16 protein-coding genes and 1 pseudogene are annotated in these 16030 nt (G+C 63.2%); 14 read left to right on the top strand and 3 right to left on the bottom strand.

All coding sequences use genetic code 11. The features are described 5' to 3' along the window. Nucleotides 1–7 precede the first annotated feature (7 nt). From tssF to tssJ, 3 genes are read left to right on the top strand one after another with little or no spacing between them, the layout of a single operon-like run. The gene (gene tssF / locus BC1002_RS21330; protein ID WP_013092065.1) at nt 8–1822 is read left to right on the top strand and encodes a type VI secretion system baseplate subunit TssF; all 1815 of its coding nucleotides are present in this window, start codon (nt 8–10) and stop codon (nt 1820–1822) included. Continuing rightward, on the top strand, nt 1819–2955 hold the full coding sequence (gene tssG / locus BC1002_RS21325; RefSeq protein ID WP_013092064.1) for a type VI secretion system baseplate subunit TssG: 1137 nt from the start codon (nt 1819–1821) through the stop codon (nt 2953–2955). Before tssF ends, tssG begins: the two co-directional genes overlap by 4 nt. A gap of 26 nt (nt 2956–2981) precedes the next feature. After that, a complete protein-coding gene (tssJ, locus tag BC1002_RS21320) occupies nt 2982–3503 on the top strand; it encodes a type VI secretion system lipoprotein TssJ (protein WP_013092063.1) in 522 nt (173 codons plus the stop codon). Between the two features lie 13 nt (nt 3504–3516). On the opposite strand, the gene BC1002_RS21315 is transcribed toward tssJ, so the two are convergent. Then, entirely contained in the window at nt 3517–4110 is a 594-nt protein-coding gene (locus BC1002_RS21315; protein WP_013092062.1) for a ParB-like protein, read from the bottom strand. A 310-nt stretch (nt 4111–4420) separates the two neighbouring features. Further along, nucleotides 4421–4797, bottom strand: a pseudogene (locus BC1002_RS21310) (IS110 family transposase); the annotation flags it as partial. A 173-nt stretch (nt 4798–4970) separates the two neighbouring features. Here BC1002_RS21310 and BC1002_RS38990 point away from each other — a divergent pair. From BC1002_RS38990 to BC1002_RS21255, 11 genes are all read left to right on the top strand, one after another. After that, a complete protein-coding gene (locus BC1002_RS38990; RefSeq protein ID WP_013092060.1) occupies nt 4971–5213 on the top strand; it encodes a hypothetical protein in 243 nt (80 codons plus the stop codon). A 40-nt stretch (nt 5214–5253) separates the two neighbouring features. After that, nucleotides 5254–6339 (top strand): DUF8082 domain-containing protein, encoded by a 1086-nt coding sequence (locus BC1002_RS21300; protein ID WP_049870246.1) that lies wholly within the window; start codon nt 5254–5256, stop codon nt 6337–6339. A gap of 66 nt (nt 6340–6405) precedes the next feature. After that, a complete protein-coding gene (locus BC1002_RS21295) occupies nt 6406–7161 on the top strand; it encodes a glucose 1-dehydrogenase (protein WP_049870245.1) in 756 nt (251 codons plus the stop codon). Nucleotides 7162–7363: 202 nt separating this feature from the next. Further along, nucleotides 7364–8119, top strand: a complete 756-nt coding sequence (locus tag BC1002_RS21290; RefSeq protein WP_013092058.1) for a hypothetical protein — start codon at nt 7364–7366, stop codon at nt 8117–8119. Between the two features lie 128 nt (nt 8120–8247). After that, the gene (locus BC1002_RS21285; protein ID WP_013092057.1) at nt 8248–8568 is read left to right on the top strand and encodes a DUF4148 domain-containing protein; all 321 of its coding nucleotides are present in this window, start codon (nt 8248–8250) and stop codon (nt 8566–8568) included. Nucleotides 8569–8706: 138 nt separating this feature from the next. Continuing rightward, entirely contained in the window at nt 8707–9657 is a 951-nt protein-coding gene (locus BC1002_RS21280) for a ketopantoate reductase family protein (RefSeq protein WP_013092056.1), read from the top strand. Then, complete coding sequence (locus tag BC1002_RS21275) at nt 9654–10046, top strand: VOC family protein (RefSeq protein ID WP_013092055.1); 393 nt, start codon at nt 9654–9656, stop codon at nt 10044–10046. The genes BC1002_RS21280 and BC1002_RS21275 overlap by 4 nt, the downstream gene beginning before the upstream one ends. A gap of 3 nt (nt 10047–10049) precedes the next feature. Next, on the top strand, nt 10050–10511 hold the full coding sequence (locus BC1002_RS21270) for a MaoC family dehydratase (RefSeq protein ID WP_013092054.1): 462 nt from the start codon (nt 10050–10052) through the stop codon (nt 10509–10511). Then, the gene (locus BC1002_RS21265; protein WP_013092053.1) at nt 10511–11731 is read left to right on the top strand and encodes a CaiB/BaiF CoA transferase family protein; all 1221 of its coding nucleotides are present in this window, start codon (nt 10511–10513) and stop codon (nt 11729–11731) included. The genes BC1002_RS21270 and BC1002_RS21265 overlap by 1 nt, the downstream gene beginning before the upstream one ends. Then, nucleotides 11731–12564 (top strand): shikimate dehydrogenase, encoded by an 834-nt coding sequence (aroE, locus tag BC1002_RS21260; RefSeq protein WP_013092052.1) that lies wholly within the window; start codon nt 11731–11733, stop codon nt 12562–12564. The genes BC1002_RS21265 and aroE overlap by 1 nt, the downstream gene beginning before the upstream one ends. A 93-nt stretch (nt 12565–12657) precedes the next feature. Continuing rightward, on the top strand, nt 12658–13569 hold the full coding sequence (locus BC1002_RS21255; RefSeq protein WP_013092051.1) for a LysR family transcriptional regulator: 912 nt from the start codon (nt 12658–12660) through the stop codon (nt 13567–13569). Here the strand turns inward: BC1002_RS21255 and BC1002_RS21250 are convergent. Next, nucleotides 13550–15949, bottom strand: a complete 2400-nt coding sequence (locus BC1002_RS21250) for a sensor domain-containing protein (RefSeq protein WP_013092050.1) — start codon at nt 15947–15949, stop codon at nt 13550–13552. The two genes, BC1002_RS21255 and BC1002_RS21250, sit on opposite strands and share 20 nt — an antisense overlap. Nucleotides 15950–16030: the final 81 nt, after the last annotated feature.

Below are 16030 nucleotides of genomic sequence, written 5' to 3'. Positions count from 1 at the left end.
ACCAGGCATGGAACACGACGACCCGATCCTGCGCTACTACGAAGCCGAAATGCGCTACCTGCGCGAGGCCGGCAAGGAATTCGCGCAGGCACATCCCGACCGCGCGCGGATGCTGAACCTCGATCGCGTCGGTGATCGCGATTCCTACGTCGAGCGCTTGCACGAAGGTTTTGCGTTTCTGACCGGCCGTCTCCAGCAGAAGCTCGACGATGAATTGCCGGAGTTGACCGAAGGCCTCGTGAGTCTGCTGTGGCCGCACTATCTGCGGATGATTCCGTCGCTGTCGATCGTCGAACTGTTGCCGCTCGCGGAGAAGCTGCAGCGAACCGAGTTCGTGCCGGCCGGCGTGCCGGTCCGCTCGGCGCCGATCGCGGTGCCGAACGCGGCGGGCGCCGATGGCACGACGCTGAACACCGTGCAATGTCTGTACCGGACCACGCAGCCAGTCACGCTGCAGCCGCTGTCGATTACACACGCGGGTCCCACTGTGCGCCACGACGGCCGCTCGATCGTCCGGCTCGGCTTCGAGCTCGATCAGTCCGCGCGTCGGAAGGAAACGGACCTGTCGCGCGTGCGGCTGTATCTGAGTGCCGATCTGCCGACCGCGTTCGCGATGCATCTGGCGCTCACGCGCGAGGTCGATGCGATCCACTGGCGCATTCCGGAAGTGCGCGATGGCGAAGCGCTGCCGCTCGCCAACGTGACGATCGAGCCGGCTGGGTTCTCCGCCGACGAGAGGCTGTGGCCGAAGGCCGACGCGGCGTTTTCCGGCTTTCAGCTGCTACTCGAATACTTCACGTTCCGCGAGAAATTCCTGTTCGTCGATCTTTGCGGACTCGACGTGACGAAGCTGCCGGATAATTCGACACGCTTCGAACTGGAGATCGTTCTGAAGCACACGTATCCGTCAGATCAGCGTTTCAGTCCGGAAAACGTGCGGCTCTTCTGCACTCCGGTGATCAACCTGTTCGAACTCGACGCCGAGCCGATCGAGATCGATCATCACGAAACCGAATACCGAGTGTTGCCCGCTGGCCATCAGGGCGAGCACGTCGAGACCTATTCGGTGGATGCGATCGAGGCGTTCGACCACGACACCGCCGAGCGCTACGAGTACCTGCCGTTCGCGACGTTCCGGCATCGCGGCGGCATGCTGCGGCACGAGGCGCCCGAGCGCTACTTCCACGCGCGCGTGCGGCCCGGCGTCGCGGGTTTGCACGAGACATGGGTCGTGCTCGGCGGTCACGCGTGGGAGACGATGCACACGCTGCCCGAGGAAAGCCTGTCGCTGCGCGTCACCGGCACGAACGGCATGCTGCCGCGCAAGGGCCTGCGCGAAGCGCGCATCGCCGAGCTTGCGACCAGCACGGCGAACATCGCCGGGGTGCACAATCTCGTCGCGCCGACGCTGCCGCTCTATCCACCGACCGGCGACCGCTTCCAGTGGCGGGTGCTATCGCATCTCGCGCCGAACTTCCTGTCGATGATGAACGCGGAAGTGCTGCGCGGCGCGCTCGCGCTATACGACTGGACCAGCGACGAACTGAACCGCCGGCGCCTCGCGGGCATTCTGTGGGTGTCGCAGGAGTTGCTCGAGGAGTTGTCGGGCGGCTCGGTCGAGCGCGGCGTGCATATCGAGGTGACGCTCGATTCGCACGCGTTCGCGGGCGAGGGCGACGTGATGCTGTTCGGCGAATTGCTGCAACGCTTTTTCGCGCTGTATGCGGAGATCAATCTGTTTACGAAGCTATCGATCGTGAGCCTGCCGTCGCAGACCCGCACCGACTGGCCGCGCAGCAAGGCGCAACGGGCTCCGTTATGAGCGCATACGCGAACGCTTTCGAGGCGCGCGACGAACCGCGGAATCTCGAACCGCTCGTCGCGGCGCTGCTCGCGCGCGCGCCACGGATGAACTTCATGCAGTTGTGCCGACTGCTCGAATTGCGGGCGCCGGACCATGCTGGTTTCGGCACTCGTGATACCCCGGCGCACGAGCCGGTACGCTTCCGGCCACGCGCGCGCACCGGCTTTCCGACGGGCGAGATCGCCGCGGTCGAATTCGACGATGATCCGGATGCCTTCGGCGGCGGCGACGCGCCGCCGACCGTACGCACGACCTTCATGGGACTCTACGGCGTCGACGCGGCGATGCCGTCGCACATGATCGACGAGATCGTGCTGCGCGAGGAAGGGCACGAAGCGGTCGAAGCCTTTCTCGATCAGTTCAATCATCGCTTCGTGACGCTGCTGTATCGCGCGTGGAAAAAGTACCGCTATCCGGAGAGTTTTCGCGCGGGCGGCAGCGATGCGCATTCGCGCAATCTGTTGTGCCTCGCCGGCTTCGGCTGGGGCGACAAGCCGCAGCGCGCAGGCTTGCCCGATTCGCGGCTGCTCGCGCTGCTCGGCCTGTTGATCCAGCGCACGCGCACGCCCGAGGGGCTCGCCGGCGTGATTGCGCTCGCGGTACCGGGCGTCGATGTACGGGTGGATGAGTTCTTTCCCGCGCCCGCGCGCGTCGGCAAGCCGCAACCGCTGACGTCGTTGGCCACTCGTGCTGGTGCGACCAACGACAACGGCGCGCGCCGCGGCCTCGGCGGCGGCTATGTGCTCGGCAAGCGGCTTGCGTATCGCAGCCGGGCGGTGCGCGTGACGTTGCGGCCGGCCGATGCCGCCCAGGCGCACGATCTGTTGCCGGGTGCGTGGCTGCATCGCGAGTTGATGGCGTTCGTGCAGTTGTATGTCGGGGTGAAGGCCGACGTGCATCTGCATATGAAAATCTCGTCGCGTCTCGCGCCGCTGCCCGCGATCCACGGAGGACCGGCCGGACCCGCGCCGCGCCTCGGCTGGACCACCGTGCTGCCTGCCATGAGCGAACGCCTGATCAACGTCGGGCTCGGGGTTTGTCAAGCGTTTCCGAAGCCCGCGGCCAATCCGTACCTGACTCGATCCGCGTGATGAACGACGCGCCCAAAGGACCATCGATGAATCTTCGTTTCACCGTTTCCACCATCGCGTCCGTTGCGCTGCTGTCGGCATGCGGCGCATGGCAAGCGGTGTCGGACGCGTCGTCGAGCGCGTATCACGCGGTGTTCTTCAAGCAGATCAAGGTGCTCGACGTCGATCTGTCCGCGCGCGAAGCGCTGAACCCCGACGACGCCGGTCGCGCGACATCGGTTGCGGTGCGCGTGTATCAACTGAAGGCCCGCAAGATGTTCGACGGCGCGTCGTACGAGGATCTGCTGAAGAACGACCGCACGGTGCTCGCGCGGGACCTGCAGGCGAGCATGGCATCGGTGCTGAACCCGGGTGCGTCGGCGAGCCTGTCGCAGCCGATGCAGGCCGATACGGAATATGTGGCGGTCGTCGCGTTCTATCGCAATCCAGGCAGCGGGGACGGCTGGAAGTATGTGATCGAGAAGAAGAAGCTCGACGCGGATAAGCCGTTGAAAATCTCGTTGATGGATCAGTTTCTGGTGACGGCGGGGACCGGGGCCCACGATTGAGCGAGCCACCGACTCAATCCGTGCGGCCCAGATAGCCCGGCAGTCCCAATGCCGAGTCGCTCTTTGCCAGCTTCAAGGCTTCCTTGAGCAAAGCCGAGAACTTTTCGTCACTATCGGGCCGCGGCAACATCGAGCGAAAGAAGTCGGACCAGCGAAATTCTTCCAGCGGCACATTGGTTTTTTCATAGCCGCCGGCATCCCGGACCGCTGCCGCGAGGCTTCGGTATTCGTCGTCTTTCAGTTCCCAGACGTGCTCCGCCAATTCGGAGAAAGGCCGGCGCATCCCTTGCGCGTCATACGGAAACGTCCATCGTTCGTTTTCCATGCTGAGCCAGAACGACGCCCACGTGTACGAGGATAGATCCCGCACCAGCACGACTGGAACCGAGCGGACGCCAACCTGCCACAGCGCCGCCGCCACATGGTGATGATCGATCGCGAACGGTATGCCGTTCGGTCCGCAGACGACCGGTATCGGCTTTTCGGCGATGGCCATTTCCAGGTCATGGCCGCTCACCGATCGGTATTGGCGGGCTTTTTCTCGGACCTCGCGCGCGCCGTGGGTCATTTGCGTCGGACGGAGTTCTTCGATTTGCCGGGTGTCCATGGCGGTCTTATATGGACGCCTCCCGGTTTGCCAGGTGATATTTGTGTGAGACGGTCAGGCTGCAGGCTAATATCCGCCCTATTGAGCGGACGCAGGCCCGCTGGCCCTGATGGAATCTGCCCGGGGAAGACCTCAACTCCTTGCAGTCCTCGAAGGACTAACCGCGATTCAGGTTTGCTTCCCCGCGGTCCGACCTGTTTTGCCATCACACGCGTATCTACCTGCGCAACCTATCAGCGACCATTCTCCATAGTAAGTTGATGTTTTACGCGGCATGCGCCACGTAGCCGGGTTGATACGTTCGCTCGTGCTCTCGTATCCGATGCAAGGTCAGTACAGCTTGCTGAGCTTCGCTTTTGACGGCGACGAAACGCATCTCTGGGCGCTGTGCGGCTTCCCAAATCGCCTGGGCGTCGGCCGCATCGGTTTTGTTGCTCTTCACGAACGGTCGGACGAATGAGGGCGAAATGAGCCTGACTTGATGGCCAAAGCTCGCAAAGCGGCGCGCCCAGTGATGGGCACTGCCGCATGCCTCCATCGCGATGGAGGCATGCGCGTGGTTCGCGAAGAACGTCACAATCCGTTCGCGCTTCGGTTGTCGCCGGTTGATTTCGCCCGTGTCCATGTCTACCCAGTGAACCTGAAGACGCGTTTTGCCAAATCCAGGCCGAATGTCGTAGTCTTCATTTCGAGCCCTCCTTACCCTCTGTGGTCGTGTTGACACCACCACTTTGGCACTCTGATGCCGTCGGGTACAGCGAGGGCTCCGCCGCTCCTACTGCCTCTCCGATCCGACGCGGGAGGGAGGCGTCCATACCATCTCCTTGTCGGGATGCGATCACGCGGATTCCGCAAATTTCATGCCCCCGCACGAAGCGTCGCTCACGGTGCCGGACAAGACGCTGTTCAATCTCGCCTTCCTCGTCGTGTTCGCCGCGGAATTCGCCGCGACCGGTTTCGTGGCGGACCGGGTGTTGAGCCTCGGCAAGCTCGACACCGCATCGTTTCCGACGCGCGGTGGCGACGAAATCGCCTCGCTCGCGGTGTCGTTCAACCGCATCAAGACGAGTCTCGTCGAGGCGCTGCGGATGCTGGGGGCGTAAGCTGGCGTGATCGGCCACGCGCCCCTCGATCGGAACCCGCATGAGCAACGAAGCAACGCCTACGCGTATTGGCAAGTACCGGATCAAGCCCGCGAATCTGCTCGTCACGGCGGCAGGGCTGCTGAAGGTCGCCGATTTTGGCGTCGCGCGCATCGGCTCGTCCGCAACCTCGTCCGGATGGATGATCGGCACGCCGAGCTACATATCGCCCAAGCAGTTCGAGGGCGAATCGGTCGATGCCCGCGCGGACCTGTTCTCGGCCGGCGTCGTGCTGTACCGGATGCTGACTGGCCATCAGCCGTTCGTCGGCTTGCCGGCGACGATCAGGCAGAAGGTCCTCAAACATGCGCCGGCCCGGCCATCGGAAATCGTCTCCGCGTTGCCGCCCGCGATCGACGCGATGCTCGCCAAGGCACTCGCCCGGCGGCCGGAAGACCGCTTCGGTTCGGCCGCGGAATGGCTCGCGAGCTTGAGGTCGTTGGCTGTCTCACCCGCCGCGGCCGATGATGACCGGACTATCGTGACGCCATCCGCGTATTGCTCCGCGTCCGCTTCGTGGCCAACCCATGCGACGGGCGGTGGCAAACCGCCCGTGCCTGTGCCTTCGGTGCAGCGGAGTTGGCCGCCTGAGATGCTCGCGCGCATCGAACGCCAACTGGCGACCCACATGGGCCCGCTCGCAAGCCTGCTGGTGCGGCGCGCCGCCACCCAGGCGAGCGACCTGCCAGCGCTCGGCGCGCAACTGGCGGCGGTGTTGCCGGACACAGCGCGGCTCGAATTCGAGCAGGCCTTCGCGCGACTGACGGCGGGCTCACCCGACACGTCGATGGTCGCGTCGTCATCGCCGGGCTCAGGTGTCGCGGCGGCTGCGGCTGCGGCGAAGGTATCGGCTGTATCGCCCGCGAGCGCCGCAGCTAGGGCGCCGGACAGTGCGATCGATCAGGCCAGCATCGATGCCGTCGCCGTTAAACTGGCCGTCTTTGTGGGGCCGATCGCGAAGATGATCGCGAGTCGAGAGGCGCGGCATGCCGCGAATTTGGACGAGTTCGTTCAACGGGTCGAAGCTTGCATCACCGACGCCGCGCAGCGCCGCCAATTCCGGCACGATCTCGATTCATCCGGTTAGCTTCCACGAATCGAACGCTGGTACATTGAATTCAAAAGGGGGATCAAGTTGAACCACAGTTTGCAGATGTTCGACCTGAGTGGGCGTCGCGCGCTCGTCACCGGATCGAGTACCGGTATCGGTTTTGCGTTGGCACAAGGGCTGGCCGGCGCCGGTGCCGAAGTCGTGCTGAACGGCCGCAATGAAGCGAGGCTGGCGGAAGCGGTCAGCCGCCTGCGCGACGCGGGCGGGAACGTGCATGGGCGATGTTTCGACGTGACTGCTCCGGAGGCGGTGGAAACGGCGGTGGCGCAGATCGAAAGCGAGATCGGCGCGATCGATATTCTCGTGAACAACGCCGGCATGCAGCGGCGCGCGCCGCTCGAGCAGTTCTCCCATGCGCAATGGGAACAGTTGATGAAGACCAATGTGGATAGCGTGTTTCTGGTCGGGCAGGCGGTCGCGCGCCACATGATCGCGCGTAGGCGCGGCAAGATCATCAACATCTGCTCGGTGCAAAGCGAACTCGGCCGGCCCAATATCGCCGCCTATACCGCGAGCAAAGGCGCCGTGAAAATGTTGACGAAAGGCATGGCGATCGATTGGGGCCAGTATGGCATCCAGGTCAATGGCCTCGGCCCCGGCTACATCAAGACGGAACTGACCGACGCGCTCGTCAACGATGAAGCGTTCAGCAGCTGGCTGGTCAATCGCACGCCTTCGCGGCGTTGGGGCGATGTGCACGATCTGGTCGGCGCGGCGATCTTCCTTGCGAGTGGCGCGTCGGACTTCGTCAACGGTCATGTTCTTTATGTCGATGGTGGTGTGACGGCGACGCTGTGACTGACCCCGAATTGTCATCGCGAGCACGCAACCGTGTCGCACTCGCTCGAAACGATGATGCGGCGTGAACCGAATCGGGAATAAGCACCGCATCTCGGTGGTCTTGCAGGTGAGACTGAGATCGGATGGGTGATCAAATGAACATGGCCGACAAGGCGGCGTTTGCCCCGCAGGAGATACACCATGCCAGCGGGACGTTCGCATGACGTTGCGGATGCAAACCGCTCTGCGGCGATTGCAACTCGGCTCCGGCGTGGTGTTGCTGGTCTATCTATTTCTCCATCTGCTCAATCACGCGCTCGGAATCTGGTCGCTCGAACTGGCCGGACGTGGTCTGGTCCTGGCGCTGCGGCTCTGGCGCAGCGCGCCTGGAACGATCGCGTTGTACGGAGCGGCCGCGCTGCATTTCGCACTGGCGATGCGAACGATCTATGCGCGCCGTCACTGGGCGTTACCTCCTGCTGAATGGGTGCGTCTATGGGCAGGACTGAGCCTGCCGCTGCTGCTGATCCGTCATGCGGTGACGACCCGGCTCGCGTCCACGCTCTATGGCTTCGAACCGGACTACGAGCGCATCGTGATCCAGTTGCTCACGACCGGTACGCAGGGTTTGCAGCTTGCGCTGCTCGCGCCCGGATGGATACACGGATGCCTTGGCTTATGGTTTCGCTTGCGTCAGATGCCATGGGCGCTTCGCATGAAGCCCATGCTGTTGACATGGGTCATCTTGCTGCCATTGTTGTCCGCGGCAGGCTTTGTCCGGATGATGCGAGCCGTCGAAGCGAAGCGGCCAATCCTCCTGACTCCCGATCCAAAACTGATTGCGCATCAGCTGGCGCTGAACGCATGGCGTCACGATCTCGTGGCCTTGTATCTTTCTCTGATCGTCGGCGCGTTCGTCGCAGGTCAATTTCGCAACGGGATCGAACGTCGGAGATTGCGTGGTAGTTCTATTTAGACATCGGGAATATCCAACGAGAAAACTCCGTCTACCGGATGTGCATCGCGTAACACCCACGATCTGACAAGACGATCCGAAGTGAATGCGGATGCGCGAATACATCCTCAGGTCAAAAGGAGTTCATGATGAAATCGGAATCGTTGAATCAATACGCGGCTTCCTCGTTAGTGAGCCTCATGATCGCTGGTGCGATGTTGATGGCGGGCTGCGCAAGCGCGGATGCGCAAACTGTGTCGGAGCCCGAGGCTCATCAGCTCACGCGCGCGGAGGTCATGCACGAACTCGAGGAACTGGAAGCGGCGGGATACAACCCGTCGATGGGCGATGATGGTTCCTATCCCGCCGATATTCAGGCCGCGGAAGCAAAGGTGGCCGCGATGCATCGAACGGATAGGGCCGCGTCGATGAGCGCGGGACAGAGCGGGCAAATGGTGCGCACGCATTGAGGGGAAAGACTGGAACGTTGATCCACCCGCGGCGGCGGCACACTTCGATATTAAAAACTGCAATGATGCTATTGCATTCATTGCATTGCCAGCATGATGCGGGAATCGTATCTTCGTCTCCATATTACGGAGACATCTATGAAGATCGCATTCCTGGGAGCCGGCGCGTTGGGTTGCGCGATCGGCTCCGCGCTGACTGAAGGCGGCCACCAGACGTGGCTGGTCGACCGCTTCGCGGCGCACGTCGAGGCCATGCGCCGCGACGGCCTGCTAGTCGACGATGCCAACGGCTCACGCCGCATAAAAGTCCGCGCGACGATCAACCCGGCCGAAGTCGGGCCGGTGGACCTCGTCATCGTGCTGGTCAAGTCCTTCCACACCGATTCGGCGATGCGCGGCGCGCTCGATCTCGTCGGACCCCACACGCTCGTGTTGTCGCTGCAAAACGGCCTCGGCCATGAAGACGTGCTCAGCGAAATCGTCGGCCGGGAGCGCGTGCTGGCGGGCAAGACCTATGTGGGCGGCGTGCTGAAGGCGCCAGGGCACATCCAGTCGGGCGTGAACGGAAAGCTGACGATCGTCGGCGAACTCGACGGCCGGGTCACCGACCGGGTCCGCGCCATCGCCGACGCGTTCAACAGTTCGGGTCTGACAACCACGGTCAGCGACAACATCCTCGGCACCATGTGGGACAAGCTGCTGATCAACGTCGCGACGGGCGCGATCACCGGCATCACCGGTCTGACGTATGGGCAACTGTACGAGGAGCCCGTTCTGAAAGCCGCCGCGTTGGCGGCGATCGAAGAAGCGATGGCGGTCGCGAAGGCCGCCGGCATCCATCTTTCGATGACGAAAGCGGAACAAGCCTGGACGCTCGCGGCCGAAGGACTCTCGCCCGCGTTCAAGACCTCGATGCTGCAGAGCCTCGAAAAAGGCTCGGTGACGGAAATCGACTTCATCAACGGAGCGGTCGTGCGTTGGGGCGAGCGCCTCGGCGTGCCGACTCCGGTCAATTCGACGCTCGTCGCGTGCATCAAGGGCATCGAGCGCGCGATGACGGACCGTCAGCGAGAAGGAGCGACAGCATGAGCGGCGCGAAAGCTTATCTCGAGCACGTCGCCATCTGGGTGGGTGATATCCACTGGCATATCCGCTTCTTCGAACAGGTCTTCGGCATGAGCATGCGCGAGGTGGACGGCACGCGCGAGGAGCCGCGTCAGTACTGGACGCTCGGCGGACTGCAGTTCATCAGTGATCCGCGCTACGAAGGTCCCGAGGGCCGGCTCGCACATCTCGGCGTGATGTGCGAGGACCTCGAGGCCTCGCTCGCCGCGGCGCAAGCGTTCGGCGTCAGTGAAATGCCGCAGGGGCGCAACTGGCTGCGTCTGCCGGATGGACTCGCGGTCGAACTGATTCAGGCCAAACCCGCCACGTGCGTTGCGCAGGCGCTGGCGATCAATCCACGCGCGGAGGCGTAAAGCATGAGCACGATCATCGAAAAGTACTGGGACGACGCGAACGAAGGCGACGAGTGTGTGAGCCCGACCTATACCGTCACCAAAGAACGCATTCTCGCTTACGCCGAGCTGACCGGCGATCACACGCCCGTGCATGTCGACGAGGAATATGCGAACGCGAGCCACTTCGGTTCGATCGTCGCGCACGGGCTGTTCGGCCTGTCGATCGCGGATGGTCTGAAGACGCAGAGCGACTATCGCTTCCTGCCAGGCATGTCGCTCGGCTGGACGTGGGATTTCCTGCTGCCGATCAAGGTCAACGACGTGCTTCGCGTCAAGTTCCGCGTCGGCAACATGCGCGCGAGCAACAGCCGTCCGGACTGGGGTATCGTCGTGCTGCCGTCCGAGCTGATCAATCAGGACGGCCGGGTCGTCCAGCGCGGCGAACATCGCCTGATGGTGCCGCGCCGTCCGGGAGCGAACTGATGCAAGCCCGCCCCCTCGAAGGTATTCGCGTCGTCGACTACAGCCACTTTCTCGCCGGTCCGTACGTGGGTCGCTGCCTCGCGGCGCTCGGCGCCGAAGTGATCAAGGTGGAGCGTCCCGGCAGCGGCGATGCCGGCCGGCAGCACGCGACCATCCTCGACGACCAGCAAAGCGCCTACTTCCTGCAACTGAACATGGGCAAGCGCGGCGTCAGCGTCGACATGAAAGACCCGCGCGGCAAGGAGTTCATGCAACGCCTGTGCGATTCGGCCGATGTGTTCATCGAAAACTATCGGCCCGGTGCGCTCGACAAGCTGGGCCTCGGCTACGCCGCGTTGTCCGAGCGCAATCCAGGTCTCGTGTACTGCTCGATTTCGGCATACGGTCACACCGGGCCCGACGCGCATCGCGCGGGCTTCGGTCTGATCGCCGAGGCGAAGAGCGGCATCATGCAGATGATCGGCAATCCGGGTGAACCGCCGCCGCTGATGCGCATCTCGCTCGGCGATATGTACACGGGCATTCACGCGGTCGCCGCGATCAACGCTGCCTTGCTCGGGCGCGTGAAGAGCGGTCGCGGCCAACATATCGACATGGCGTTGTACGACACGCTGGTGTCGATGCACGAATACGCGGTGCAGTGCTACACGATGCAAGGCGTGCTGCCCGAGCAGACGGGGCACGACATGCCGACGTCGACGCTGTACGGCGTGTTCCGCGCGGCCGATGGCGATCTCGTGATCGCCGCGCAGGTCGACGATGCGTGGAAGCGGTTTGCTTCGCTCGTCGAACAGCACGGCGGTCCGGCCGGCTTCGGCACCGATGCGAGGTTCCACCGTCTGAACGGACGCAACGCCCATCGCGACGAAATCCTCGCGGTCGTGAAGCCATGGGTGGCGGCGCGGCCGGTCGCCGACGTGCTGGCGCTGCTCGATGGCATCGACGTGCCTTGCGCAAAAGTGCAGCGCATCGATGAAGTGGTGAACGATCCGCAGATCGCCGCGCGTGGCATGGTGATCGAGCAGGACCATCCGCGCTTCGGAAAGCTACGCCTGCCTAATCTGCCGTTCCGCTTTTCCGACTGCGATACGTCGATCCGCGAAGTCGGCCCGGACCTCGGTCAGCACAACGCGGAAGTCGCGCAGTCGCTCGGATTCAGCGCCGCCGAAATCGACGCGATGCAGACCCAGGGCTTGCTGTTTTCGAAGGGGAGCGCGTGATGAGCGACCGATACGCGGTGATCGGCAATCCGATCGGCCACACGAAATCTCCGCTGATTCACGGTCTGTTTGCGCAGGAGACCGGACAGGAGATCAACTATTCGGCGATCGAAGGTCCGATCGAGCCCGCCGATGCCTTCGCCGAGACCGTCAAGACGTTTATCGCCGCGGGCGGCAGAGGCATGAATGTCACCGCGCCGTTCAAGCTGCAGGCGTTCGCGATTGCCGACGAGCGCAGCGAACGGGCCACGCTCGCCGGCGCTGTGAACGCGCTGAAGTTCGAAAACGGCCGGATCATTGCCGAGAACTTCGACGGCGTCGGCCTCGTGCGCGATATCGAAGTGAACCTCGCTCAGCCGATGGCAGGCAAGCGCGTGCTCGTGCTGGGCGCGGGCGGAGCAGTGCGCGGCGCGCTGCTGCCGTTCATCGCGGCGCGTCCGGCGCAACTGGTCGTCGTGAATCGGGATGTGCGCAAGGCCGAGGCGCTGGTCGCGCAAGTCGCGAGCAGCGGCCCTTTGATCGCATGCGGCTACCGGGAACTCGACGGGATGGGTCAGTTCGACCTCGTCGTGAACGCGACATCGGCGAGCCTGACCGGTCAGTTGCCCGCCGTTCCCCCGGACGTGTTCAGCCCGGCAGGAACCGCGTACGAACTCGCGTATGGAAAGGGGCTCACGCCGTTCTTGCGGCTCGCGCGAAATGCGGGCGTGCAGGGCATTGCCGACGGCGTCGGCATGCTCGTCGAGCAGGCTGCCGAAGCGTTCGAGTGGTGGCGCGGCGTTCGACCGCAGACGCAAGCGATCATCGACCGGCTGACCGTTCCGCTCATTTGACGCACGAGGGGCCGAGGACGCCCGGGTTGCGGATGTCCGTCCATCGCACGACGCAATGGATACAATGGCGACATTGCAACTGACAATATCGCCATGAGTACCACTGAGCTTCCGGACCTCAAGCTGCTTCAGCTTTTCGACCTGCTTTACGACGTGCGAAGTGTCACGCGCGCCGCCGAGCAACTCGGGCAAAGTCAGCCGACGGTCAGCATCTGGTTGGGTCGCTTGCGCGAGCATTTGCAGGACCCATTGTTCGTTCGCACACCGGGCGGTATGACGCCCACGCCGCAGGCTGACGCGTTGATCGGACCGTGCAGGGAAATTCTGGAGTCTCTGCGCCGGTTCGCTGCGTGGGAGATCTCGTTCGATCCCGCCACGGCCAAGCGACGCTTTCGTATTTGCATGACTGACGCGAGCCACATTACGCTGCTGCCGCGAATGTTGGCGCATTTGCGAGCGCAGGCGCCAGGCGTTCGGCTGGAAGCGGCCAGGATCGACGGCAATACGGAGCGGGCGCTCGAATCCGGCGAGGCGGATCTTGCGATCGGGCACGTGCCATGGCTGGGGGGCGGTATGTACCAGCAACAGCTTTATATGCAGGACTGGGTATGCCTTGCGAACCGCAATCATCCTCGCGTGCGTGCGCGGCTGAGTCTGAAGCAATACGGCAGCGAGGGGCACGTCGTGATTGCGGCTGGCACAGGCGGGCAACTGCTCGAACAGGCGTTGTTGCGCGAGAACATCGAACGCGACGTCGTGCTTGAATTGCCCGGCTTCCTCGGACTCGGATCGATCATCAGGTCGACCGATCTGATAGCTACGTTGCCGCGACACATTGGCGAGACGTTGGCGCGGGCGAACGACGTCGTGGTCCATTCATGTCCTTTCCCGGTGGACAAGTTCGCGGTGCGCCAGCACTGGCATGCGAAGTACCATCACGAAGCCGGCAATCGCTGGCTGCGCTCGGTCGTCGCGGATCTGTTTCTCAATGGGAGCAGAAGCTAGTTGCCCCGGCTGCTGCGGACGAGGACACAGAGCATTCGCACTGAAACAGATTCTCCGCCTTCATCGGTTTCGTCAAAAAGAACCCTTGCACGAAGTCGCAGCCTGCGTCGCGCAGCGCATGCAGCTGTTGATTCGTTTCGACACCCTCGGCCGTCACTTTGATGCCGAGTTCGTGCGACATCTGAATGATGCCCCGGACGATCGACGCGGCCGCCGAGTCGCGGCCCAGCCTGGCCGTGAACGAGCGGTCGATCTTGACGATGTCCGGCGAAAAATCGGCCAGATAACGCAGGCTCGAGTATCCCGTTCCGAAGTCGTCGATGGCGATGCGCACGCCAAGGCGCTTGAGCGCCATCAGCGTTGCCTGCGCGAGTGAGGGGTTTTCCATCAACGCGCTTTCGGTCAGTTCGATCTGCAGGCAGCGCGGCGGCACCCGGTGTTTTCGCAGCGCCTGGTCGACTATCGCGACCAGCGAGTCATCCCGCAGTTGGCGCGCGGACACGTTCACCGACATCGACAGCTCTTTTTTCCCGGCGGCCTGCCAGACGGCGAGTTGAGCGAGGGCTGCGTCCACGACCCATGCCCCGACTTCGACGATGAACCCGCTTTCCTCCAGGATTGGGATGAAGCTGCCAGGACCCACCAGGCCTCGCGCCGGATGGTTCCATCGAACCAGTGCTTCGACGCCTTTCACCGCCAGAGAGGCTGGTTCATGAATACCCTGGAAATGCAGCACGAATTGGTTCGACGCCAGCGCCGTGGGCAGATTGCACTCCAGCTCGAAATCTCCGAGCACATCGCTGGACGCTTCGTCGGCGAACCGGAAACCGTTGCGGCCGCCTTTTTTCGCCGCATACATCGCGATATCCGCGCTGGTCAGCAACGCCTCGTGATCGCGGCCGTGCTCGGGAAAGATCGAAATGCCGATCGACGCCGTGACGAATGGCGCGGCGTGGTCTTTGCGAACGTCGCTTGAAAACAGGTTCAGAAGAGACTGCGCGAGGCTTGCCAGCGTCGCCTTGTCGCTCTCGCCCCTGACGATCACCGCGAACTCGTCTCCGCCGAGGCGCGCGACGCAGGCATCCGGCGGTAGCGCTCCCTGAATGACTTTGGCGATGTCCTGCAATAGACGGTCAGCGGCCGTATGGCCCAGCGTATCGTTGAGGACCTTGAAGCGGTCGAGATCGACGAACATCAGACCGAAGGCGACGTTCTGCCTGCAAAGCTTCTTCATGTGGCGGATCAGCGCGCCCCGGTTAGCCAAACCCGTGAGCCCATCGGTGTAGGCCAGATGGTCGAGCGCCGCGAGGCGTTCCTGTTCCAGCGTGATGTCCTCGCTGACGCCGACGATGCGCACCACGTTCGCGGAGCCATCGCACACGGGGTAGGCCGTGCTTCTGATCCAGCGCAGACAACCATCCGGGCGGCGGATGCGGTATTCGAAGCGACCTTCCGACACTTCGGACGCGATACGGTTCATCTCGGCGAGCAATGGCTCCAGGTCCTCCTCCACCACGAGGTCGAGCCACGCCGAAGGCCTGTTGCTAAGCTCTTGAGGCGTAATGCCAAACACGCTTTCGACACCCGCGCTGACATGGTGACAGTGTTCGAAATGCGAGCTATACGAATAGAACACGAGCCGGACATGCAACTCCATCTCATGCATCAACTCATCGCGTTCGCGCAGTGTCTTCAACAGCTCCGATTGCTGGGTGACATCCTCTGATGCACAAAGCAGCGCGGTCACCTCACCGTCGTCGCCTGTTACTGGCGTGAGCGTCGAGTTCCACCATTTGGTGCGCCCGCGCGTCGTCGCGCAGCTTCCCGTGAACGATGTGCTGTTGCCGGAGACGGCGCCAGCCAACGCCTGCTCGGCCGCCGTGCGATCCGCGCCGGTCCAGAAAGCGAGCCAGTCCGCGCCGGATAGTTGCTCGGGTGACTCCGCTTCCATCAGCATCGCGCCATGCTCCGACACCCGCAGCATTTTTCCGTCGGTTGCGAGCACCTTCAGGCAGTCGCGATTCGCGTGCAGAAGCCCGCTCGCCAGTGCGGTGGCCGCACTTTGCCGCGCATAATCCAGGCCGAGTTTGCGACGAACGATCGCGAGGCCGGCGGCGCCGGACATCATCGACAACGCAACACGTAGGGCAGTCGCCGCTTCACTGGCCGCTTGATGCACAAGAGCGCCGATGCCAACACCGGCAGCGACGGCAATGCAGAGACTCGGCAGCGGGATGGTCCTGCGTTGACCATACCGCGACAGGAAATAGGAAAGAAACTGCTGGTTGCGGGCTGACCAGCCATTCGCGTGTGCGTCGCTATCGACCCGGGACTCAATCGGGTTAGGTTTTTTAGGGCACGAGGCCGCTTTGAATCTCACGCTGTTCTCCGACTACCGGGTTGAGCGACGGCTCGAACGCTGCGAGCCGCCTCACTTTTACGATTACGGTAGATATTCACA

Origin of the sequence: Paraburkholderia atlantica (genome assembly GCF_000092885.1) — a bacterium.
Classification (GTDB): Bacteria; Pseudomonadota; Gammaproteobacteria; order Burkholderiales; family Burkholderiaceae; genus Paraburkholderia; species Paraburkholderia atlantica.
This window is presented reverse-complemented; position numbering and strand designations above follow the sequence as displayed.

Bases quoted from the DNA above. Each gene is read 5' to 3' on its own strand.
- tssF (WP_013092065.1), top strand. From the start codon at position 8: ATGGAACACGACGACCCGATCCTGCGCTACTACGAAGCCGAAATGCGC.
- tssG (WP_013092064.1), top strand. From the start codon at position 1,819: ATGAGCGCATACGCGAACGCTTTCGAGGCGCGCGACGAACCGCGGAAT.
- tssJ (WP_013092063.1), top strand. From the start codon at position 2,982: ATGAATCTTCGTTTCACCGTTTCCACCATCGCGTCCGTTGCGCTGCTG.
- BC1002_RS21315 (WP_013092062.1), bottom strand. From the start codon at position 4,110: ATGGACACCCGGCAAATCGAAGAACTCCGTCCGACGCAAATGACCCAC.
- BC1002_RS38990 (WP_013092060.1), top strand. From the start codon at position 4,971: ATGCCCCCGCACGAAGCGTCGCTCACGGTGCCGGACAAGACGCTGTTC.
- BC1002_RS21300 (WP_049870246.1), top strand. From the start codon at position 5,254: ATGAGCAACGAAGCAACGCCTACGCGTATTGGCAAGTACCGGATCAAG.
- BC1002_RS21295 (WP_049870245.1), top strand. From the start codon at position 6,406: ATGTTCGACCTGAGTGGGCGTCGCGCGCTCGTCACCGGATCGAGTACC.
- BC1002_RS21290 (WP_013092058.1), top strand. From the start codon at position 7,364: ATGACGTTGCGGATGCAAACCGCTCTGCGGCGATTGCAACTCGGCTCC.
- BC1002_RS21285 (WP_013092057.1), top strand. From the start codon at position 8,248: ATGAAATCGGAATCGTTGAATCAATACGCGGCTTCCTCGTTAGTGAGC.
- BC1002_RS21280 (WP_013092056.1), top strand. From the start codon at position 8,707: ATGAAGATCGCATTCCTGGGAGCCGGCGCGTTGGGTTGCGCGATCGGC.
- BC1002_RS21275 (WP_013092055.1), top strand. From the start codon at position 9,654: ATGAGCGGCGCGAAAGCTTATCTCGAGCACGTCGCCATCTGGGTGGGT.
- BC1002_RS21270 (WP_013092054.1), top strand. From the start codon at position 10,050: ATGAGCACGATCATCGAAAAGTACTGGGACGACGCGAACGAAGGCGAC.
- BC1002_RS21265 (WP_013092053.1), top strand. From the start codon at position 10,511: ATGCAAGCCCGCCCCCTCGAAGGTATTCGCGTCGTCGACTACAGCCAC.
- aroE (WP_013092052.1), top strand. From the start codon at position 11,731: ATGAGCGACCGATACGCGGTGATCGGCAATCCGATCGGCCACACGAAA.
- BC1002_RS21255 (WP_013092051.1), top strand. From the start codon at position 12,658: ATGAGTACCACTGAGCTTCCGGACCTCAAGCTGCTTCAGCTTTTCGAC.